General features: G+C 71.8%; 14 protein-coding genes. 10 read left to right on the top strand and 4 right to left on the bottom strand.

The genetic code is table 11. The features are described from left to right. The first annotated feature begins 32 nt into the window (after positions 1–32). The gene (locus ABD332_RS55090) at positions 33–1,538 is read left to right on the top strand and encodes an RICIN domain-containing protein (protein ID WP_344514306.1); all 1,506 of its coding nucleotides are present in this window, start codon (positions 33–35) and stop codon (positions 1,536–1,538) included. Here ABD332_RS55090 and ABD332_RS55085 read toward each other — a convergent pair. Then, positions 1,483–2,949 carry an MFS transporter gene (locus tag ABD332_RS55085; RefSeq protein ID WP_344514304.1) on the bottom strand — a complete coding sequence of 489 codons (1,467 nt, stop codon included), beginning with the start codon at positions 2,947–2,949 and terminating at the stop codon, positions 1,483–1,485. The genes ABD332_RS55090 and ABD332_RS55085 overlap by 56 nt on opposite strands. A gap of 101 nt (positions 2,950–3,050) precedes the next feature. Here ABD332_RS55085 and ABD332_RS55080 point away from each other — a divergent pair, with 101 nt between their 5' ends. Together ABD332_RS55080 and ABD332_RS55075 are read left to right on the top strand one after the other, a co-directional pair. Further along, positions 3,051–3,929, top strand: a complete 879-nt coding sequence (locus tag ABD332_RS55080; RefSeq protein ID WP_344514302.1) for a helix-turn-helix transcriptional regulator — start codon at positions 3,051–3,053, stop codon at positions 3,927–3,929. Between the two features lie 135 nt (positions 3,930–4,064). Further along, positions 4,065–9,866, top strand: coding sequence for a ThuA domain-containing protein (locus ABD332_RS55075; RefSeq protein ID WP_425552459.1), 5,802 nt, complete (start codon positions 4,065–4,067; stop codon positions 9,864–9,866). A gap of 223 nt (positions 9,867–10,089) precedes the next feature. Here ABD332_RS55075 and ABD332_RS55070 read toward each other — a convergent pair whose 3' ends face one another. Next, complete coding sequence (locus tag ABD332_RS55070) at positions 10,090–11,166, bottom strand: DMT family transporter (protein ID WP_344514298.1); 1,077 nt, start codon at positions 11,164–11,166, stop codon at positions 10,090–10,092. 407 nt (positions 11,167–11,573) lie between these two features. Between ABD332_RS55070 and ABD332_RS55065 the strand changes: the two genes are divergently transcribed. Further along, positions 11,574–12,566, top strand: a complete 993-nt coding sequence (locus ABD332_RS55065) for a hypothetical protein (RefSeq protein WP_344514296.1) — start codon at positions 11,574–11,576, stop codon at positions 12,564–12,566. Between the two features lie 161 nt (positions 12,567–12,727). After that, complete coding sequence (locus ABD332_RS55060; protein WP_344514294.1) at positions 12,728–12,979, top strand: hypothetical protein; 252 nt, start codon at positions 12,728–12,730, stop codon at positions 12,977–12,979. 8 nt (positions 12,980–12,987) lie between these two features. Here ABD332_RS55060 and ABD332_RS55055 read toward each other — a convergent pair whose 3' ends face one another. After that, a complete protein-coding gene (locus ABD332_RS55055; RefSeq protein WP_344514293.1) occupies positions 12,988–13,962 on the bottom strand; it encodes a lactonase family protein in 975 nt (324 codons plus the stop codon). 100 nt (positions 13,963–14,062) lie between these two features. Between ABD332_RS55055 and ABD332_RS55050 the strand changes: the two genes are divergently transcribed. After that, the gene (locus tag ABD332_RS55050; protein WP_344514292.1) at positions 14,063–15,064 is read left to right on the top strand and encodes a fatty acid desaturase family protein; all 1,002 of its coding nucleotides are present in this window, start codon (positions 14,063–14,065) and stop codon (positions 15,062–15,064) included. 112 nt (positions 15,065–15,176) lie between these two features. Here the strand turns inward: ABD332_RS55050 and ABD332_RS55045 are convergent, their stop codons facing one another. Beyond that, on the bottom strand, positions 15,177–16,271 hold the full coding sequence (locus ABD332_RS55045; RefSeq protein ID WP_344514290.1) for a hypothetical protein: 1,095 nt from the start codon (positions 16,269–16,271) through the stop codon (positions 15,177–15,179). Positions 16,272–16,395: 124 nt separating this feature from the next. Between ABD332_RS55045 and ABD332_RS55040 the strand changes: the two genes are divergently transcribed. The 4 genes from ABD332_RS55040 (at position 16,396) to ABD332_RS55025 (ending at position 21,279) form a co-directional block, all read left to right on the top strand. Next, on the top strand, positions 16,396–18,210 hold the full coding sequence (locus ABD332_RS55040) for an NAD-binding protein (protein ID WP_344514289.1): 1,815 nt from the start codon (positions 16,396–16,398) through the stop codon (positions 18,208–18,210). 109 nt (positions 18,211–18,319) lie between these two features. Further along, positions 18,320–19,507 (top strand): trypsin-like serine peptidase, encoded by a 1,188-nt coding sequence (locus ABD332_RS55035; protein WP_344514287.1) that lies wholly within the window; start codon positions 18,320–18,322, stop codon positions 19,505–19,507. Between the two features lie 54 nt (positions 19,508–19,561). Next, positions 19,562–20,257 carry a phosphatase PAP2 family protein gene (locus tag ABD332_RS55030; RefSeq protein ID WP_344514285.1) on the top strand — a complete coding sequence of 232 codons (696 nt, stop codon included), beginning with the start codon at positions 19,562–19,564 and terminating at the stop codon, positions 20,255–20,257. Between the two features lie 17 nt (positions 20,258–20,274). Then, positions 20,275–21,279, top strand: a complete 1,005-nt coding sequence (locus ABD332_RS55025; RefSeq protein WP_344514284.1) for a hypothetical protein — start codon at positions 20,275–20,277, stop codon at positions 21,277–21,279. The last annotated feature ends 3 nt before the right edge of the window (positions 21,280–21,282 follow it).

The raw sequence follows: 21,282 nt of genomic DNA, 5'->3' as shown, positions 1-21,282 counted from the left end.
CAGTGATGGTCGTTGGAAGGAGCACGTCGGGTATGTCCATCGCTGAAGACGGCAACGAGCAGGAACAGCGTGTGGACCGGGCGGCGCGGCATCGCATCCCGCCGACGGCCTCCGCGACCGCGAAGGTCCCCCTCCTGCCGGAGCCGTTCAACCCGGCGAAGCCGACGTTTCCGGCCGGCGCGGCGATCCCCCGCCAGCGGCGCGGCGGCCCCACGGCGATCGCGACCGCCTCGATCCCGGTCACTCCCGTCGAGGACGACCGGCCGGACTTCGACGCCCTCTTCGCGGACGCCCTGGGCGACGAGCCCGAACCCGAGCCCGAACCCGCTCCGGCCCCGTCTTCCGAGGCGCCGTCCCCTGACACCGCCGCCCCTGACACCGTCGCTCCTGACGCGGCCGGTCCGGAGACCGATGATCCTGAACAGGGGGACGACCCGGCGACCGTCGGGACGCTCGCCGGTGAGCTCAGGGCGAGCGCCGCGGAGTCGCTGCCGCCGGTCGACGACGAGCCCGCCGAGCCCCTCGTGCCCGCTGTGCCCGCTGTGCCCGCTGCGCTGGTCAAGCCCGCCGCCGAGGCCCCGGCGCTCGTGGACCCGGCCGCCTTCGATCCGGCCGAGCTCGACCCGGCCGCCGATGAGCCGGAGGATGCCGCTGTACCGGCGGCGCCGCCGGTCGGGGTGGCGCCGGTCCTGCTGGCCCCCGACGACTCGCCGACCGTGGCCGACTACGTGCCGCCGGCCATCGCGATCGTCACCGACGACCCCGCCGACACCGACGACGGCCCCGACTACCGCGGCGCCCGCCGCCGGAACGCCGCCTGGCGCCGGTACCCGGTCGGTGCCGTCGCCGTCGCCGTCCTGATCCTGCTGGTCACCGCCGCCGTCGTCCTGCAGCTGGTCAGCAGCGGCGACCACGGCACCCCGGTCTCCGCCGACGCCAGCCCGCAGCGCTACCCGGGCATCGGCGGCCTGCCGGAGCTGACCCGCGACGCCGGCGCGTCATCGTCCGCGACACCGTCGGGCACCCGGTCGGCGAGCCCGACGCCGAGCAGGTCGAAGTCCTCGGCACCCGCCGTCCAGCCGCCGAGCGCCTCGGTGTCCCCGTCGAAGCCGGCCAGCTCCGCCCCGCCGCCACCGCCGCAGGTGACGACGGGCCAGCTCGTCGGCGCCGGCTCGCGCATGTGCCTCGAGTACCGCTCCGGCCAGAACAACCAGGCCGTCATCGACGCCTGCGACCGCGCCGGCTCGCGCAACACCAACCAGCGCTGGACGATCCGGCCGGACGGCAGCATCCGCGCCGACGGCGGCTGCCTCGACGTCGCCAACGCCGGCAAGGGCAACGGCAACGCCGTCCAGCTCTACTCCTGCAACGGCACCGTCGCCCAGCAGTGGACCTTCCGCGGGGACGGCACGCTGGTCAACCCCAACTCGGGCCGCTGCCTCGACGTCGCCAACGGCGGCACCGGCGCCGGCACCCAGGTCATCATCTGGGACTGCACCGGCGCCGCCAACCAGCGGTGGACCCGCCAGCCCTTCTGACGCGCCTTCCGTCACCGGGACGGTCTGGGGATGACGGTCTGGGGATCAGGAGGCTCGCCGCCGTGGCCACGAGGGTGGCGACGGCGAGGGTCAGGTCGGTGGTCGCGGCCGCCGACGGGGACGGGACCAGGGACAGGTAGACGCTGCCGAAGGTGGCGACGCCCAGGACGGCGGCGAGCTGGGTGACGGTGGCGACGACACCGCTGGCGTCGCCGGCGAGCGCCGGCGGGACGTGGGTCAGGGCGACCCCGATCAACGGGCTGAAGGCGGCGCCCAGGCACAGGCCGTAGAGGGCGCTCACCGAGAGGTAGGCGACGCCCAGCGGGCGGCCGTCGCGGATGGTCCAGGCCATCCAGGCGTACGTGACGGTGACGACGACCAGGGCCACGGTGATCGCGGGGCGGTGCCAGGACGCCGGGAGGCGGCGCCAGTTCAGGCTGCTGAGACCGAAGGCCAGGGCGGCGGGGACCAGGACCAGGCCGGCCTTCGCGGGACCGTAGCCCAGGTCCGACTGGGTGTGCAGGCCGAGCGTGAAGAGGAAGCCGGCGTAGGAGGCCATCACGGCCAGGATGGCCAGGGCCGCCGGCACCAGGCCCGGTGAGCGCAGGACCACGCCCGAGATGAGCGGCGCCGGGCTGCGGCGCTGGACGAGCGCGAACGCGGCGAAGAGGGCGGCGCTCAGGGCGAGACTGGCCCAGGTCCACGGCGGCCAGCCGGACCCGTGGCCCAGGACGAGCGGCAGGACCAGGGTGAACACCGCCGCGGCGAGGGCCAGCACGCCGAGCGGGTCCAGGCGGCGGGTGTCGGTGCCGGGGTCGGTGGGCAGGTGGCGGCGGCCGAGCAGGAGCAGGGTCACGCCGATCGGGACGTTGACCAGGAAGACGGGACGCCAGGCGGTGCCGAAGAGGTCGGCGCCGGTGAGGAAGCCGCCGGCGGACTGGCCGACGACGGCCGCGCCGGCGAGGACGGCGCCGTAGAGGCCGAGGGCGCGGGTGCGGGCGGGGCCGGCGAAGGTGCGCTGGATGATGCTGAACACCTGCGGCACCATCAGGGCGGCCGCGAGCCCCTGCAGCAGGCGGCAGGCGATCAGCGTGCCGGTCGACGGGGCGAGGCCGCACAGCAGCGACGCGGCGGTGAAGCCGGCCAGGCCGGCCCGGAAGGTGCGGCCGTGGCCGTGGCGGCCACCGAGGCGGGCGCCGGTGACGAGCAGGACGGCGTAGGCGATGGCGTAGCCGGCGACGACCAGCTGCAGGCCGGCGCCGGAGGCGCCGAGGTCGGTGCGGATCGACGGCACCGCCACGTTGACGATCGAGACGTCGAGGACGGCCATGAACTGCCCGCCGAGGATGGTCGCCAGGAGCACGCCACCGGTCCGTGCGGTGGCCGGCGGGCTGTCGGTCAGAACGGTCATGGAGCCACCCTCCGGCGGCGCCGGTGCCGGCGGGGAGAGCCCGCTCATCCTGGTACCGGCAGCACCTGGCACCGGGATGGGCACCGCCCGAAGATGGAGGCATGACGACGTCCCGCGCCGAGCTGGCCGCGTTCCTGCGCTCGCGACGGGCCAGGATCAGCCCCGCCGACGTGGGCCTGCCGCCGGGCTTGCGGCGCAGGACACCGGGGCTGCGCCGGGAGGAGCTGGCGCAGCTCGCCGGGGTGGGCGTCACCTGGTACACGTGGCTGGAGCAGGGCCGCCCGATCAACGCGAGCGTGCAGGTCCTGGACGCGATCGCGCGCACGCTGCGGCTCGACGAGGCCGAGCGGGAGCACCTGTACCGGCTGGCCGACGTCCCCGCGTTCACCGCGCAGCCCGCCGGCTGCCCCCTCGAGCCGCAGGTGCAGCTGATCCTGGACAGCCTGACGCTGCCCGCCTGTGTCTACAACGGACGGTACGACCTGCTCGCCTGGAATCCCGTCTACGCCGATCTATTTCCGGATCTCGTGCGCCGGAAAGGAACCGGGCGAAATGCCTTATGGCATTTGTACATGACGCCGAAATGCTGCATGCCGTTCGTGAACCTGGCGGATGAGTTGCCGTTGATGACGGCGACGATGCGGGCCAACTTCGCCCGGCATATCGGCGAGCCGGCCTGGGAGAATTTCGTGCGCGACCTGTCCGCGGCCAGCCCGGCGTTCGCTGCGGCGTGGCAGTCGCACGACGTGGCGGTGCCCGGCAGCCGGTTGAAGATCTTCCGCCACGGGGACGTCGGTGACCTGCGGCTTTCCACCCAGAGCATGCTGCTCGCGGGGACGCCCGAGGCGCGGCTCATCGTCTACACCCCGGCCGACGAGGCGACCGCGGCCGGGCTGGCGAGGCTTCCCGGACTGCGTCCGTTGACCGGCGCGTGCACCGGGCATGGTGTGGCTCTTCCCCGGGACGCCCTGCGCGGCTAGTTTGTTAGGTAACACAACGAACCACCGCACGGGCCGGTCGACTCCTCGGCGGGATGACCCCGGTCCCATTACGCGCAGCGGTTTCGGCGAACCGTTGCGCGCAGCGACCTGTGTCCACCCCGCACAAGGAGCTCCGTGTTCACCCAACGCCGGCGCGCGGCACGCGCGCTATTCAGCCTTGCCTGTTTATCCCTGACCACGACCGCGGCCGTCACAATTCCGGCTGCCGCAGCCTCCGCTGAAACCGTCCCCGTCCAGGCGCCCCAGGTGCCGCAGGCGCAGGCCGTCGAACCGTTCGACGTGCTCGTCTTCTCCAAGACCGCCGGGTTCCGGCACGATGCCATCCCCGCCGGCATCACCGCCATCCAGCAGCTCGGTGCCGCCAACGGCTTCACCGTCGACACCACCGAGGACGCCGGCGCGTTCACCGACGCCAACCTCGCCAAGTACGAGGTCGTCGTCTGGCTGTCCACCACCGGCGACGTGCTCGACGCCACCCAGCAGGCCGCGTTCGAGCGCTACATCAAGGCCGGCGGCGGCTACGCCGGCGTCCACGCCGCGAGCGACACCGAGTACGACTGGCCCTGGTACGGCGAGCTCGTCGGCTCGTACTTCACCAGCCACCCGGCGCAGCAGCAGGCGACCATCAAGGTCGAGGACCCGGCGCACCCGTCCACAAAGGACCTGCCGGACCGCTGGAGCCGCTACGACGAGTGGTACAACTTCCGCGCCAACCCCCGCGGCAAGGTGCACGTCCTGGCCAGCCTCGACGAGACCAGCTACACGCCGGGGACCGGGGCCATGGGCGCGGACCACCCGTTCTCGTGGTGCCGCGACTACGACGGCGGGCGCTCCTGGTACACCGGCGCCGGCCACACCCAGGAGTCCTACAGCGACCCGCTGTTCCTCTCGCACCTGCTCGGCGGCATCGAGACCGCCGCGGGCGTGCTGAAGTCGGACTGCAGCGCCACGCTGACCAGCAGCTTCGAGAAGGTCACGCTGGACAGCAACACCAACAACCCGATGGAGCTCGCGATCGCACCCGACGGTCGCGTGTTCTACATCGAGCGGGACGGCCGGGTGCAGATCGTCAAGCCCGACACCCACACCACCGTCACGGCCGCCACGATCCCGGTGTTCACCGGCAACGAGGACGGCCTGCTCGGCATCACCCTGGACCCGGGCTTCGCCCAGAACCACTGGGTCTACCTGTACTACGCGCCCAACGGCGGCGGCCCGCGCAACGTGCTGAGCCGCTTCACGGCCGTCGGTGACACGCTCGACCTGAGCAGCGAGAAGCAGCTGCTGCAGGTCGACACGCAGCGCAACACGTGCTGCCACGCCGGCGGGACCATGACGTTCGACAGCGCCGGCAACCTGTACCTCGCGACCGGCGACAACACGAACCCGTTCGAGTCCGACGGCTACGCCCCGATCGACGAGCGGGCCGGCCGGCAGGACTACGACGCGCAGCGCACCTCCGGCAACACCAACGACCTGCGCGGCAAGGTCATCCGGATCAAGCCGCAGGCCGACGGCACCTACACGGTCCCGCAGGGCAACCTGTTCCCGGCCGGCACGGCCAAGACCCGGCCCGAGATCTACGCGATGGGCTTCCGTAACCCGTTCCGTATCGGCGTCGACCCGAAGACCAACACGCTCTACGTCGGCGACTACGGCCCCGACGCCGGCCAGCCCAACCCGAACCGCGGCCCCGGCAACACCGTCGAGTGGAACATCGTCGGGCAGCCCGGCAACTACGGCTGGCCGTACTGCACCGGCGCGAACGCGCCCTACCGCGACTGGACGTTCCCGTCCGGCCCGGCCGGCCCCGCGTTCGACTGCGCCGCACCGGTCAACAACTCGCCCAACAACACCGGCCTGACGAACCTGCCGCCGGCCATCGCGGCGACCGTCGACTACGACTACGACGCCAACCCGCGCTTCCCGGAGATCGGTGGCGGCGGCGCGCCGATGGGCGGCCCCGTCTACCGCTACAACGCCGACTCCACCTCCGAGACGAAGTGGCCGGCGTACTACGACGGCAAGGCGATCTTCGGCGAGTGGAACCAGAACAAGCTGTACACGATGCAGGTCAGCGCCGACGGCAAGTCCCTTGTGGACATCAACCAGCTGCTGGCCGGCATGAGCACGATCCGGCCGATGGACATGGAGTTCGGCCCCGACGGCTCGCTCTACCTCATCGAGTGGGGCACCGGCTTCGGCGGCAACAACGACGACTCCGGCGTCTACCGCATCGACTACACCGCCGGTGACCGGGCCCCGATCGCCCAGGCGGCGGCCGACCCGACCAGCGGCCTCGCGCCCCTGGCGGTGCACTTCTCCAGCGCCGGCTCCCGCGACCCCGACGGGCAGCAGATCACGTTCGCGTGGGCGTTCGGCGACGGCGGCACGTCCACCGAGGCCAACCCGGTCCACACGTACACGAGCAACGGCAACTTCACCGCCCAGCTGACGGTCACCGACTCGGAGGGCCGCAGCGCCACCGCGAACGTGCCCGTCACCGTCGGCAACACCGCGCCGAAGGTCACCATCACGCTGCCGCCCAACGGCGGCTTCTACGAGTGGGGCGACCAGGTCGCGTTCACCGTCACCGTCACCGACCCGGAGGACGGCACGGTCGACTGCTCGAAGGTCCAGGTCCAGTACCTGCTGGGCCACGACGAGCACGCCCACCCGCTCAACCAGCTGACCGGTTGCAGCGGCACCATCCAGACGTCCCTGGCCAGCGGGCACGGCGCCGACGCGAACGTGTTCGCCGTCATCGAGGCGTCCTATGTGGACAAGGGTGGCGTCGGCGGTGCCGCCCCGCTCACCGGGCGGTCGCTGGTGCAGCTGCAGCCGAAGCGCAAGCAGGCCGAGTACTTCGCGGCCACCGGGCGGGTGCCGGGCTCGACCGCCGGCGGCGACCCGGGCGTGCGCACCGAGACGACCGGTGACCCGCAGGGCGGCTTCCAGAACATCGGCTTCGTCGAGGAGGGCGACTGGTTCTCCTTCGCCCCGGCCAACCTCACCGGCATCACCCAGATGCGGATCCGCGCCGCCTCCAACAACGCCAGCGGCGGCACGATCCAGGTCCGCACCGGCGCGCTCGACGGTCCCGTGGTGGGCTCCGTCGCGGTGCCGGGCACGGGTGGCTGGCAGACCTATGTGGACCTGACCCTCGACGTCACCCCGAGCACCTCCAGTGGGCCGCTGTACTTCATCGCCACCGGATCGGGCGCGGGCTACAACGTGAACTGGGTCGACTTCATCGGTCGCGGCGTGACGGACAACGCGCCGCCGGTGGTCACCGCGACCGCCACCCCGCCGACCGGGACCGCGCCGTTCAACGTCGCGTTCACGGGCTCCGCCACCGACGCCGAGGGCGACACGCCGCTGACCTACGCGTGGGACTTCGGTGACGGCGGCTCGGCCACGACGGCGAACGCGAGCCACACCTACACGGCACCGGGCACCTTCACCGCGACGCTGACGGTCACCGACTCGCGCGGAGCGAAGGGCTACAAGAGCGTCACCGTCAAGGCGGAGGCGCCGAACACGTCCTGCTTCGGCGCGAAGTCCGACGACTTCCTCGGGTCCACGCTGGACCGTGCGAAGTGGACGGTCGTCCGGGAGAACCAGACGTTCTCCGTCGCGGGCGGCTCGCTGATCCTGCCGACCGCCTCCGGTGACCTCTACGGCAGCCGCAACGACGCGACCAACCTGGTGCTGCAGCCGGCACCCAGTGGCGCGTGGCAGGCCACCACGAAGATCACCCTGGCCACGTCGGCGAACTACCAGCAGGCGGGCCTGATCGTCTACGGCGACGACGACAACTACGCCAAGGTCGACCTGCTCTACGCCGACTCGCGCAAGGTCGAGTTCATCCGTGAGACCGCCGGCACCCCGCGCAACGAGGGCGCCGACGCGATCCCGGCCCAGCCCGGCGACACGTACTACGTGCGGATCGCCTCCGACGGCACCAACCTGACCGCGTCCTACTCCACCGACGGCACCACGTTCACCCCGGTCGGACGGTCCGCGGCGCTCGCCGGGATCGCCAACCCGAAGGTCGGCCTGTTCGCGCTCAACGGCGGCACCACCGCGCCGGTCGTCAACGCGAGCTTCGACTACTTCCAGCTGGTCCCGGACGAGCCGGCCGGCGCGGTCAACCCGAATGACGAGTTCACCGGGTCCACTCTGGACCACTGCCGGTGGAACGCCATCCTGCGGGAGGACTCCACGAAGTACCGGGTGAGCAACGGCGCGTTGCAGATCGACGTCCCCAACGGCGACATCTACGGCGCCGACAACTCCAACCCGTCCAACTTCATCCTGCAGAAGGCGCCCACGGGTGACTTCACGCTGGACACGAAGGTCGACGGCTCGCTGTTCAACGAGCAGTACCAGCAGGGCGGCCTGATCGTCTACGGCGACGACGACAACTACGTCAAGTTCGACTTCGTCGCGGACAACCAGGCGGGTCAGACGGTCACGCGGCGCATCGAGTTCCGCAGCGAGATCGCCGGCGCCGTGCAGAACCCGCAGCCCGGGGCGAGCAACCTGACCGCCGCGGTCTGGTACCTGCGGCTGGCCAAGGCCGGTAACGTCTACACCGCCTCGTACTCGGCGGACGGCGTCACCTACACCGCGCTGGAGAAGCTCACCAACGCCGCGGTGGCGACCAACGCCAAGGTGGGCCTGTACACCCTCGGTGCCGGGCAGAAGGCGTCGAAGCCGGCGTCGTTCGACTACTTCCGGATCAGCACCGCCTCGGTGGACACGACGGCACCCGTCGCCACGTCCACTGTGGATGGTCCGCAGTCGAACGGCTGGTACACCGGGCCGGTCACCGTGACCCTCGCGGCGACCGACAACGCCGGCGGCTCGGGTGTCGACAAGGTTGAGTACCAGGTCGACGCCGACAGCACCTGGACGGCCTACACCGCCCCGGTCGCCGTCAGCGGCGACGGCACGCACAGCGTCAAGTTCCGCGCGTCCGACAAGGCCGGCAACGTCTCCGCCGTGCAGACGGCGACCGTGAAGATCGACGCGACCGCGCCGGTCACCACGGCGGCGTTCGCGCCGGCGTCCGACGCCGGCTGGCACAACGGGGCCACCCCGGTGACCCTCGCGGCCACCGACGCCGGCTCCGGCGTGACCAAGGTGGAGTGGTCCCTGGACGGCGGCCCCTGGACGCCGTACACGACGCCGGTCAACGTCACCGGCAACGGCCAGCACGAGCTGCTCTACAAGGCCACCGACGCGGCCGGCAACGCGGAGACGCTCAAGTCGGCGATCCTGAAGATCGACGGCACCGCGCCGACGGTCATCGTCGCCGGCCTCGCCGACGGCCAGCTCTACGGCGACAGCCAGGACGTCCGCGTCACCTGGCAGGCCATCGACCCGGTCTCCGGGATCAGGTCCGTCACCGGCTCGCTGGACGGCGGCGCCTACCAGACCGGCACCCTGCAGGCGATGTACGAGCTCGACCTCGGCCTGCACGAGCTGGTCGTCGTCGGCACCGACAACGCCGGCAACGCCACCACCAGCACCGTCCGGTTCTTCGTCACCACCTCGTTCCGGGACATGCAGAACCTGCTGGACCGGTTCAAGGCGACGAGCCGCCTGACCAGCAAGGCGTACACCCAGCTGTCGGACCAGCTCGCGAAGGCCCGCAAGGCCGAGGCGAGCGGGAACGACAAGAAGGCCCTGAAGGAGCTCGCGTCCTTCCGTGACCTGCTGACCGCCAAGCTGGTGCCCGAGGCCGAGGTCCGCGACACGCTGATCCGCGACGCGGACGCGATGACGTTGCGGCTCGGCGGCACCCCGCCCAGCAACGCCGGTGTGAAGGCCAACACCGGTAAGTCCCTGCAGGGCACGGGCCGGCTCGACGAGGACCCGAGCCGGGTGAAGAAGAACGGCAAGCTGTGAAGGTTGTGCTCGCGCTGCTGATGATGGCGGCGTTGACGTTCGCCCCCGGCGACCTCAGTCTCGAGGTCGCCGGGGACGGCGCCGAGGGGGTGACCGTCCGCGCGTTGAGTGCGGACGGCCGCCCCGCCGAGGGCGACATCCGTCTGGTGCTGACCGCCTCGGCGGACGGCGGCCGGACGGTGGGTCCGCTGCAGCTGAACGCTGCGGCGGAGGGGCGTGGCTTCTACACCTCGGGCCCGGTGCTCTCACCGGGCACGTGGACCGTCAAGGTCACGGGGCCGGGTGCGAACCCGGTCTCCGCCACGGCGGTGGTGACGTCGCGCCTCGCACAGTCGCCGCCACCCGCGTCCGCAGCGGCTGCCGCCGCTCCGGAACGGGAGTCCTCCCACCTCTGGTGGTGGGGGCTGGCGGCGGCCGTGGCGGCGGGGGCGTTCGCGGTGACGGCCGTCGTGCGGCTGCGGCGCTCCAACTGACCACCGATCACCACCGACAGCAACAACAGTCCGGCACCTGCCGCTGACCAGCCCGTCAGCGGCTCGTGCAGGACCAGCACGCCGAGGGCGACCGCGGCGAGCGGCTCGACGAGGGCCACGACCGCCGCGGTCGTGGCCCTCACGACCGTCAGGCCCGCGAAGAACAGCGCGTAGGCGAGGGCGGTCGGCACCGCCCCGAGAAACGCCAGCAGCGCCACCGTCTCTCCCGTCCCGCCCCTGGTCGGCAGCAGGCCCTCCAGCAGCGCCAGGGGCAGCAGCACCACGGTGCCGACCGCGAAGCCGCCGAGCGCCGAGTCGAACGGGTCCTCCTTGCCCGCCCGGTTGAGCAGCGTGACGCCGGCGTAGCCGGCCGCGGACACGAACGCCACGGCGAGGCCCGCCGCGTCGACGGTGTCGACGCCCACCAGCAGCACGAGGCCGGTCACCGCGAGGGCGACGGTCGGGACGCTGGCGCGCTCCTTGAAGAGGATCCGGTCGCCGATCGCGACCAGCACCGGCCCCGATCCGAGCACGACGACCGTGGCGACGGCGACGCCGGTGAGGTCGATCGCCACGTAGTACGCCGTCTGGTAGAGCGCCATGCCCAGCCCGTTGAGGACCAGCCGGCGCTTGTTAAGTGGTTTTTGTCCGTTTTTCTGGAATGGCCGAATGGCCGCGAGCAATGCGATGCCGCCGAGGTACCGCCAGAACGTGACCGCGATCGGGCCGAGTCCGCTGTGGTCGTACAGAACGGCGGCGACAAACCCGCCGACACCCCAGGCCAATCCCGCGAATGCGATACAGAACAGTCCTCTGTTATGTCCCATTTATGTCTTACTCCCGAATTGTCGTGACGCTGCCAGAGCTGGGGATTCGGGCAGCCGTCACCGGCGCCGCGGCGCGAGGCCGTGACGCTTCTCCGGGTCGTTCGCCTGCCCGCTAGCGGATGGGCGGCGAAAGCACGACACGCAAGCACATGGCGGGCACGTTAGCGATCACCCGCCGGCGGGACACCTGATTTACCAGCCACGATCACGTTCTGGTGACAACTGGCCGCCTGCGCCGTGGTGATCATCACTGTCCGTCGCCGGGTTACCCCTGCTGACCGGCCCTTTTACGCGTGGGCGTGACAATTCGTGTCCGGGTTTTCATTGGATTGTCACCCTTCGATGGGTCGCTCTGCCTGGGTCATGACCTTTACGCTGTAGCGACACGCACAGCCGGAGGTCGCGCCGTGGCTCTTTCCGCACCCGCCACGCACGGGTCATCCTCGGGTCAGGGCCTGCCCTGGACCCTCGACGGCGGCAGAGGCATCCTCGGTCTCGACCCCGTCACCGGCGCCCTCGTGGTCTGGGCCGCACTGATGGGCGTCATCGTGCTGTTCATCCTCTTCGCCGCGATCCTGTCCCGCTGGAGCCTGGCCCGCATCGACCGGGCCGAGCGCCGGGCCGAGGTCGCCGAGGCCGACGCCAGCCTCAGCCCCGCCGAGCGCGCCCGCCTCCGCGTCGAGGCCGGCGAGCTGATCCGCCAGGCCGCCGCGACCGCCGCCGCCGCGAAGCGCGCCCAGCTCGAGGTCGGCGAGGCCCAGGCCCGCGCCCTCGCCGCGCAGCAGGCCCGCGAGGTGGCCTGGACGACGTTCGACGTGGCGCAGAAGGCCTACGAGGAGGCCCTGAACGCGGCCGCAGCGGCCACCTCCGGCGACGCCGGCGACGAGGACGAGGAGAGCAAGCGCGAGGTGTCCCGCGCCGCCCTCGCCGCCTTCAAGCGCGGCGACATCACCGTCGACGCCCTGGAGTCCGTGTTCAAGGGCGCGTCCGGCTGGGACCCGCTGCACGAGCTGCAGGCCCGCGAGATCGAGCTGCGCCGCTCCGCCGAGAGCCGCGCCCGCCGCCTGTACGACGCGGCCGCCGCGGCCGAGCGCGCCGCCGTGAAGGCCGCGGACGTGGCGGTCGTCGCCGCCCAGGCCCTGGCCGAGGAGGCCGCGGGGGTCGCCGAGGAGGCGGCCGAGCTGCGCGACACGCTCGACGCCGCCCGCCAGTCCGCGATCACCGCCTCCACCGTCACCCGCAAGCAGCGCCGCGTCCCGCAGCAGCGCACGAAGAATGCCCGCGCCACCGACACCGCCCGCCCCGGCGCCGACCCCGCGGCCACCTCCGACCCCGACCGCACCCAGGACATCCGTGCCGTCCTCGAGGCCCGCAACGCCTCGCTGACCGAGGCCGCCTGAGACCCAGCCCGCGGCGGCGGATGCCCGCCTCCATCCGGCGCGATGCGCCCTCGTGGCGAGCGAGGGAGCGGCCGGGGACCGTGCGGTCGGCGCTGCGGCGGATGACGCGGTGGGGGAGAAGCCGTCCGGAGGCTTGTAGAACGAGCGTTCAGTGTCGCAGCATGGAGGACATGGGTGAGCTGGTTGCGCTGCCCAAGTCGGGCGACGTGTTTGAGGACGTGCGGGGAGACGACCGCACCATGCGGGTGACGTGCCATCCGATGCGCGGCACGGTGGTGGTGTCGCTGTGGGTGGACAAGATCTGCCGGGCGTCGTTTCAGCTGGCCGAGGGCGACCTGCCCAGGTTGCGGGCCGCCCTCGACGCCATGGAGTTCAACGCCGCGCCGATGGTGGTCAAAGAGGCGAGCGCCTGAGGCAGACGTCAGCGCAGGTGCAGGACCATGCTCGGGGACGGGTGCTCCAGGACCGTCCGGCCGGGCTGCGGGACGCCGGTGGCGGGGTCCAGCTCCAGCAGCGTGACGGTGTCCGAGTGCTGGTTGGCCACGGCGAGGGCGCCGTCGAGCAGGGCGAAGTGGCGGGGCCAGGTGCCGCCGGTGGAGACCTCGTCGAGCGGTGACAGGCCGCCGGCGGTCACGGCGAACGTGGTGATGGTGTCGTTGCCCCGGTTGGCGACGTAGAGGCGCGTGCCGTCGGCCGACAGCAGCAGCTCGCTGGGGAAGTTGTCGCCCGCGGGCGGGACCAGCACCGACGGCTGGACGTCGAGGACCTCGAACCCGCGGTCCAGCACGGCGACCGTCGAGGTGAGCTCGTTGGCGACGAAGACCCGGCCGTCGGGGTGCAGGACCAGGTGCCGCGGCCCGCTGCCCAGCGGGGTGACGGACGTGGCGCGCTGCCGCTCCAGGACGCCCGAGGACGTCAGGCGGTAGTGGACGATCTCGTCGAGGCCGAGGTCCACCACGTACACCATGGAATCGCGGGGATCGCGGGAATCGCGCACGGTCACCTGATGGGCGTGCGGCGCGCTCTGCCGGTCCGGGTTCACGCTGCTGCCGGTGTGCTGCACGAGATCGGTGCGTGAGGCCAGGCCGCCGCCGGCGTCGAGGGCGAAGACGGAGACGCTGCCGCCCTGGTAGTTCGCGGACAGGACGAACCCGCCGGCGACCGCGAGGTGGCACGGGGAGGCACCGCCCGTCGGCAGCGAGCCCAGCGGGGTGCCGTCGAGGCGGAACGCGGCGACGTGACCCTCGTCCAGCTCGGCCACCGTGTAGATGACACCGCCGTCGGCGGAGGCGGCCAGGTATGAGGGCGACGACGCGCGGATCGGCGGGGCCGACGGCTTGAAGTCGTCGTCGAAGAACGAGATCTGGTCGGCGTAGGAGCCGATGAGCACTGGCACCTTTCCAACCCTAACGGGGCCTGAGGGTAGGGGCAGCACCACCACAAACAGCGGGGCTGCCCGGCTCGTTCCGGAGGCCCGCGATCGCGAGGCTTGACGCATGACGCTGCTGGCCGACCGCACCTCAGACTTCACGACACTGTCCCGCCACATCCGTGCGGCCGGTCTGCTCGACCGCCGCCCCGGCTACTACGCCCTGCGGTTCACCCTGGTGGGTGCCCTCTACGCCGGCGGGTGGGCCGCACTCGCCCTCATCGGCTCGTCCTGGTGGGCGCTGCTGGCCGCCGCGCTGCTCGCCGTCGCGTTCGCCCAGGTGGCCTTGGTCGCCCACGACCTGGCGCACAAGCAGGTGTTCCGCACGTCCCGGATCTCGGAGATCCTCGGCATGCTGGTGGGCAACCTCGGCATCGGGATGAGCTACGGCTGGTGGATGAACAAGCACACCCGCCACCACGCCAACCCCAACCACGAGGAGCACGACCCCGACGTCGCGCCCGACATCCTGGTCTGGTCGACCCGCCAGGCGAGCGAGGCGAAGGGCCTGGCCCGGCTCATCGGCGGCTGGCAGGCGGTGCTGTTCTTCCCGCTGCTCCTGCTGGAAGGGTTCAACCTGCACGTGTCCAGCGCCCGCGCGATCGGCAGGATCAAGCGCTCCAAGCTCGAGGGTTTCCTGCTGTACGGCCACTTCGCCGCCTACCTGGTGGCCGTCTTCGCACTGCTGTCGCCCGGGATCGCGGTCGCGTTCATCGCGGTCCACCAGGGGCTGTTCGGCCTGTACCTGGGGCTGACCTTCGCGCCGAACCACAAGGGCATGCCGACCCTGACCGGCGACGACGAGCTGGACTTCCTGCGCAAGCAGGTGCTCACCTCCCGCAACGTGCGCGGCGGGGTCCTGGTCGACGTGCTGCTCGGCGGCCTGAACTACCAGATCGAGCACCACCTGTTCCCCAACATGCCGACCCCGAACCTGCGCAAGGCGCAGCCGATCGTGGAGCGGCACTGCGCGGAGATCGGCGTGCCGTACCTGTCGGCGACGTTCGTCGACTCCTACTCGCAGGCGCTGCGCCACCTGCACGACGCCGGGGCGCCGCTACGGAAGTGAGGAAGGGCCGGCGGATGACCGCCGGCCCTTCTCATGTGGACGGTCGGCGGGTGACCGCCGGCCTTTCTGTATGACGGTCGGCGACCGCCGGCCGTTCCTTGTGCGAGGACGGTCAGCGGCCGCCGAGCAGCCCGCCGACCAGCGGGAGGTTGCCGCCGGCGATGCCGTTGAGCAGCGGCAGCCCGCCGACCACCGGCAGCGCCTCCTCCGAAGCACCCGCCGAGGCCGAGGCCGAGGCGGAAGCGCCGGCGGAGTGCCGCGGGGAGTACGCCGAGGCGTGCCGCGGCGCGTAGGTCTTCTCGGTGACGAGCGGCAGCTGGCTCGCGGCCTGCGGCAGCGCGCCGGTCGTGGGCACGAGACGGTTCGCGACCGCGGTGGTGCTGACGCCCGGGGTCGGGCCGACGCCGCCGATCACCGGGACGCCGGTGATCGAGTCGTTCTTCAGCACGTCGCTGCCGCCGAGCGGGAGCTCGCCGATGGGCAGGCCCGAGTCCGCCTCCGTGCCCGAGATCCGCTGGACCCGCTGGTTGCCCGAGCGCTTGCCGCCGGTGCCGACCGGGATGGCGAAGTCGTCGACGGGCTTGAGCGTGCCCTGCACCGGCAGCCCGCCGACCAGCGGGAGGCCGCCCGTGCCGCCGCCGAGACCGCCGACCAGCGGCAGCCCGCCGCCGGCGGTGTTGCCCAGCGGGAGGCTCGTCGCCTCGCCCGGGACGCCGGGGAACGCGGTGCGGGTGTCGGCGATCGACGTGCCGTGCAGCGTGTCACCGGCGGCGACCGGTACACCGGAAACCCCCGGCAGACCGAACTGCTGCAGCGAACCGACCAGCGGCAGCGCCGCCACCGAGCCCTCGGCCGGCAGCTGGTTCGGCACCGACTGCAGGTTGGAGACCTTGCTCGACGTCGCGCGGGGCAGCCCCAGCATCTCGGTCGGGATCATGTCCAGCACGCTGGGCAGCCGGGGGCTGCTCATCTGCGTCGAGGTGGTGCGGCGGCCCGCCTGCGTGCTGCTGTCCGCGCTCGTGTCGATGCGGGAGCCGTGCGCCTCGAGCTGCAGCGACTGGTTGTTGGGGCCGCCGGCGGGCGACAAGAGATCGTCCAGCTGGCCGGGCACCAGGGCGTCATCGGCGTGTGCGGCACCGGCACCGAGCAGCAAAATGCCGCCGGCCACACCGACGGTGCCGACCGCCCGGCGAAACCACGTGTTCATCCTCGTAAACCAATCTGGTCGACAAATCCGATCGCCTGTTCAACGACCAACCCGGACAAAGTGACGCGGCAGTTGTCGATCGAGCGGGCCCCCGGGCGTTGGTGATCTTCGTTAGGATCGCCCTGTGGAGTCCGAATCATGGTTGATGCGCCGGCTCCGCAGCGGCCTTCCCAACGCTCAGGCGATCACCCGTCCGTGGTGGGTCGAGCCCTTCTCGGATCCGCGCCGCCCCCCTCGGCTCGCGGCCACGAAACACATCGTCGTCTGTGGTGACGATCCCCTCGCGTATCGCCTGATCGAGGAGCTGATCCACCAGTACGGGGTGCACGTCACGGCGATCCTGCCGAGCGTCGACCAGCGCTACGGGCCCGGCATCGCCCGCCTGCTGCGCGAGCGCGGCGGCCGGGTCATCGAGGCCGCGAACCCCGACCGGGACGCGTTCGAGCTCGCGGGGCTGGCGACCGCCGACGCGCTCGCGCTGGTCAAGCAGGACGACATCGGCAACCTCGACGCGGCGCTGCAGGCCCAGGAGATCAATCCCGGGCTGCGGTTCGTCATCCGGATGTTCAACCTGCGCCTCGGGCAGAGCGTCCGGCGCAACTTCGCGGACCTCCGCGTCCTGTCCGACGCGCAGATGGCGGCGCCCGCGTTCGTGTCGGAGGCGCTCGGCGAGGTCGCCCCGGTGCACGTCCGCGTCGCGCGCCGCACCCTCTTCGTCGCGCGCCGCCCGGAGGTGCGGGCGGAGGACGTGATCTGCGGGCTGGCGGTGACCGAGGGCGACGGCGAGCCGGTGCTGCTCCCCGCCGACCAGGGCGCCGCGGACCTCGTGCTGGCCGTCGCGACCGGCGAGCCCGTCAGCACCGTCGTCGCCCGTGAGGACGACATCCGCCAGGTGCACCGGCGGCGCCGCTGGCGGTGGCTGCGCGACCCGTTCCGCGCGTACCAGGGACTCGTCGGCCGCCGGCTCTGGACGACCTCACTGATCATGGCCGGCCTGCTCGCCGCGGGCACCGCGATCATCGCGAGCTTCAGGGACGTCCCGTGGTGGGACGCGGCCTACGTGACGCTGCTGTCCGAGCTCGTCGGCGCCGGCCCCGACCTGGAGGCGCGCTGGCCCGAGAAGCTCGTCACGGTCCTGCTGAGCCTGGTCAGCATCGCGCTGGTGCCGGTCATCACCGCGGCGGTCGTCGAGACGATCGTCAACGCGAAGCTGGCCATCGCGCTCGGCCGGCTGCGGGAGCCGCTGTCGGACCACGTCGTGCTCGTCGGGCTCGGCAACGTCGGCACCCGCGTCATGCACGCGTTCGTCGACCTGGGCGTGCCCGTCGTCGTCATCGACCGCAACGAGAACGCCCGGGGCGCGCAGTCCGCCCGCGACCGCGGCGTGCCGTTCATCGTCGGCGACGCCAGCCGCGTCGCGACGCTGCGCGCCGCGTCGGTGGACACCAGCCGGGCGCTGGTCGTGGTCTCCACCGACGACCAGGCCAACCTGGAGGCGGCCCTGGAGAGCCGCGAGCTCAAGCCCGACCTGCGGGTCGTGCTGCGGCTCTTCGACGGCGCGTTCGCGCACCGGGTGCAGCAGGCGTTCGGCATCACCGCCTCGCGGAGCGTGTCGTTCCTCGCGGCCCCGGCCTTCGCGGCGGCGCTGCTGGAGCGCGAGGTGATCGGCACCATCCCCGTCGACCGCAAGGTGCTGCTGCTGGCCGAGGTGCCGGTGGTCGCCGCCTCCGACCTCGACGGCGGGCCGGTCGGCTCCGCGGAGGACGTCGGCGAGGTCCGGGTGCTGGCGGTCACCACCGACGACGGGCGGCAGACCGTCTGGAGCCCGCCGCCGAACTACGTGCTGTGCGCCGGTGACCTGCTCATCGTGGTGGCGACCCGGGTGGGGCTGGGCAACCTTTTGGCTCAGACCGGCGGGACGGTCGACCCAACTCCCTGACTTCCCGCCTCCTCCGCACCGGATCCGTCGTTGAATGAGGCGGATCGCCCGATTTACCCCTAACAGTCCGGGCGGTTCCTTCATGCGGACCATCGGGAGGATCGCGCTCATGCGCCGTAGGGTTTTGCTGGTCACCGGGGCGTGCGCCATCGTGGCGCTCGCCGGGGCGGGCGTCGCGGCCGCGACCTCGTTCGTCCCCGCACGACAGCCGGCGACGGCGTCCGCGTTCGCGGCGCCCGCGCACGACAATCCCGCCGCCACGGTGTCGGGCGTCATCGAGCCGATCACCGGCGACGCGTCGACGTTCCGCTACCCCGGCGCCGACTACGTGAAGGTCCACTTCTCCCGGCTGCAGCTCAAGCCCGGCGACACGGTCAAGGTCAGCGACGCGACCGGCGACGAGGTCCACCGGTACAGCGCGGCCCAGCTGCGCGACGCGGACAACTGGACGATGTCCGTCTCGGGGGAGTCGGCCACGGTCAGCGTCGAGCGGGCCGGCGACCCGCTGGGCATCAAGTCGAAGCTCGCCGGCCTCGGCCTGAGCGTGGACAAGATCGCCCGCGGCCAGACCCCCGCCGAGCAGGCCGCCGCCGAGCGGCTGGCCGCCGCGGCGCCGCACACGGAGAGCATCTGCGACAGCGACGAGAAGGAGAACGCCGCCTGCTACAAGTCGGCCGACCCCGTCGCGTACGCCAACTCCAAGCCGGTCGCGCGCATCCTCATCCAGGGCGTCGAGCTGTGCACCGCGTGGCGCGTCGGCACGAAGAACCGCATGATGACCAACGCGCACTGCTTCACCACCACCCGCGAGGCCCGCAACACCGAGGTGTGGTTCAACTATGAGTGCGCGCAGTGCGGCGGCGGCCCCACCCTGCGCCCGGTCAAGGTCATGGCCGACCAGGTCCTCGCCACCGACGACGTCCTGGACTACACCCTCTTCACGGTCCGCAACTTCGACGCGATCGCGCGCTTCGGCTACCTCCAGATGGACGACCGCGCCCCCGTCCGCGGCGAGGAGCTCTACATCCCGCAGCACCCGCGCGGCATGCCGACCGTGATCACCACGTACGACAGCAGCGAGCGCTCCGGCAACTGCGCGGTCGCCAACCCCGCGTACAACGGCTACGACGTCGACACCGACATGTCGTACTACTGCGACACCGACGGCGGCTCGTCCGGCTCGCCCGTCATCTCCCGCCGCACCAACAAGGTCATCGCCCTGCACCACTTCGGCGGCTGCCCCAACTCCGGCGTCCGCATGGACCGCATCGCGGCGGACATCAGGAACCTCGTGTAAAGGTCCTGTGCAGGGTCCGGGCGCCGTTCCCGCTGTCGGGTAGCGTCTTGCGACATGCGGAACGTGCGCCCGGCCCTATGGTTCGACCTGGTGCTTCTGGCACTCTTCGCCGCGATCACCGTCGCGCTCGCGCTCCGGACGCCGCTGCTGTCACTCGACCTCGCCGTCCGCGACCTCGTCGACGCGCACCGCCCCTCATGGGCCTACTGGACCGCCCGCGTCTTCAACTACCTCGGCCAGGGCGGCCAGGTCCTCACCCCCCTGGCCGTGCTGACCGCGCTGGTCGTCGGCCGGCGCACCCACTCCGTGCGCCCCGCGCTGCCGGTCATCGGCGGTTTCGTCATCACGTACCTGACGATCGGCCCGCTGAAGGTGTGGACCGACCGGACCGCCGCGAGCGACCACAAGGTCGTGCACCCGGAGTACCTCTTCCACGTGCCCACCGGCATGTCGTATCCGTCCGGGCACGTGGTCAACGCGATCGTCTGGTACGGCGTCCTGGCCATCCTCCTCGGCGGCCTGCTCCGCCCGGGCCAGCTGCGCGCCATCCGCTACGGCGCCCCGGCGATCGTGCTCTTCACCACGACGTACCTGAGCTTCCACTGGGTCACCGACGGCCTCGCCGCCATCTGCCTCGGCCTCGTCCTCGACCGCATCCTGCAACGGGTCCCGTGGGACACGATCCCGCTGCCCTGGATCTCGCCAAAATTTGCTGGATCATCGAGTTTGCAGGAGCAGCAAACTCGATGATCTGGCAAACTTGATGCATGTTCGCGGCGGACGTCCTGGAGTGCGCGCAGCGCCTTCTGCATGACCTGCTGCCGGTTTACCTGCGGCCGGCCGGCGTCGACGTCTGGACGTTTCCCGGTGGCGGCCGGCTTCGGGTCGCGGTCCGCGAGTCGTTGACGCCACGCGAGGCGACCCGGCTCGACAGTGATGCGGCGACGCTCGTGATCGCGCCGTGGATCAGCCCCCGCTCGAGGGAGGTGCTCGACCGGCGCGGATGCTCGTATGTCGATCTCACCGGCAACGTCCGTCTGTCCATCCAGCGCCCGCCGATGTACGTGCGGCTGCAAGGCGCGGACCGGGATCCGGCCCCCGCCCCTCGGACGTCGGTCCGCCTCAACGGGCCGCGTGCCCGCCGCCTCGTCCGGATCCTCGTTGACACCGTGCCGCCGTACCGGCTGACCGAACTCGCGAGCGTTGCAGGGCTCAGCAAGGGCTACGTCTCCACCCTGCTGGAGGCCATGGCGGAGGCGGCGTTGATCGAGCGTGACCGGCGCGGCAGCGTCCGCGACGTCGATTGGCCGGCGCTGCTCGCGGCCGGTGCCGACGGCTATCGGCTGTTGCGGAACAACGCCGCCGGATCGTTCGTCGCTCCGGGTGGTCCGCGAGCGCTGTTCGAGCGCCTGTCCGCCCCCGGCGCACCTCGCGCCGTGGTGACCGGCTCGTTCGCCGCGGTTGCCGTCGCGCCGATCGCGGCGCCGGTTCAGCTCGTCGTCTACGCGTGCGATCCCGCGGCGGTGCGCCGGTTCGGCGGCCTGCTCCCCGCCGAGCGCGGTGCCGATGTGGTGATCCTCGAGGCGGAGGACGAGACGTCACAGCTCGCCGGCACCCGCACGCTCGACGGCGTCGAGCATGTGTCGCTGAGCCAGTTGGTCATGGACTGCCTCGGCGGCAACGGACGCCTGCCGGAGGAGGCTGCCGCCGTCCTCGACGTCATGCGCGCCACCCCGGAAACCTGGCGGCTTTCCAGCCTGCCGACAACCTAGATA

The organism is Dactylosporangium maewongense (assembly GCF_039531485.1).
In the GTDB taxonomy this organism is placed as follows: domain Bacteria; phylum Actinomycetota; class Actinomycetes; order Mycobacteriales; family Micromonosporaceae; genus Dactylosporangium; species Dactylosporangium maewongense.
Note: the sequence above shows the minus strand (reverse complement) of the source record. Positions and strands in the feature narration are given on the sequence as shown.

Excerpts from the sequence above, each read along its gene's own strand:
- ABD332_RS55050 (WP_344514292.1), top strand. The coding sequence starts at position 14,063 with ATGACGCTGCTGGCCGACCGCACCTCAGACTTCACGACACTGTCCCGC.
- ABD332_RS55030 (WP_344514285.1), top strand. The coding sequence starts at position 19,562 with ATGCGGAACGTGCGCCCGGCCCTATGGTTCGACCTGGTGCTTCTGGCA.
- ABD332_RS55025 (WP_344514284.1), top strand. The coding sequence starts at position 20,275 with ATGTTCGCGGCGGACGTCCTGGAGTGCGCGCAGCGCCTTCTGCATGAC.
- ABD332_RS55070 (WP_344514298.1), bottom strand. The coding sequence starts at position 11,166 with ATGGGACATAACAGAGGACTGTTCTGTATCGCATTCGCGGGATTGGCC.
- ABD332_RS55035 (WP_344514287.1), top strand. The coding sequence starts at position 18,320 with ATGCGCCGTAGGGTTTTGCTGGTCACCGGGGCGTGCGCCATCGTGGCG.
- ABD332_RS55085 (WP_344514304.1), bottom strand. The coding sequence starts at position 2,949 with ATGACCGTTCTGACCGACAGCCCGCCGGCCACCGCACGGACCGGTGGC.
- ABD332_RS55045 (WP_344514290.1), bottom strand. The coding sequence starts at position 16,271 with ATGAACACGTGGTTTCGCCGGGCGGTCGGCACCGTCGGTGTGGCCGGC.
- ABD332_RS55090 (WP_344514306.1), top strand. The coding sequence starts at position 33 with ATGTCCATCGCTGAAGACGGCAACGAGCAGGAACAGCGTGTGGACCGG.
- ABD332_RS55080 (WP_344514302.1), top strand. The coding sequence starts at position 3,051 with ATGACGACGTCCCGCGCCGAGCTGGCCGCGTTCCTGCGCTCGCGACGG.
- ABD332_RS55060 (WP_344514294.1), top strand. The coding sequence starts at position 12,728 with ATGGAGGACATGGGTGAGCTGGTTGCGCTGCCCAAGTCGGGCGACGTG.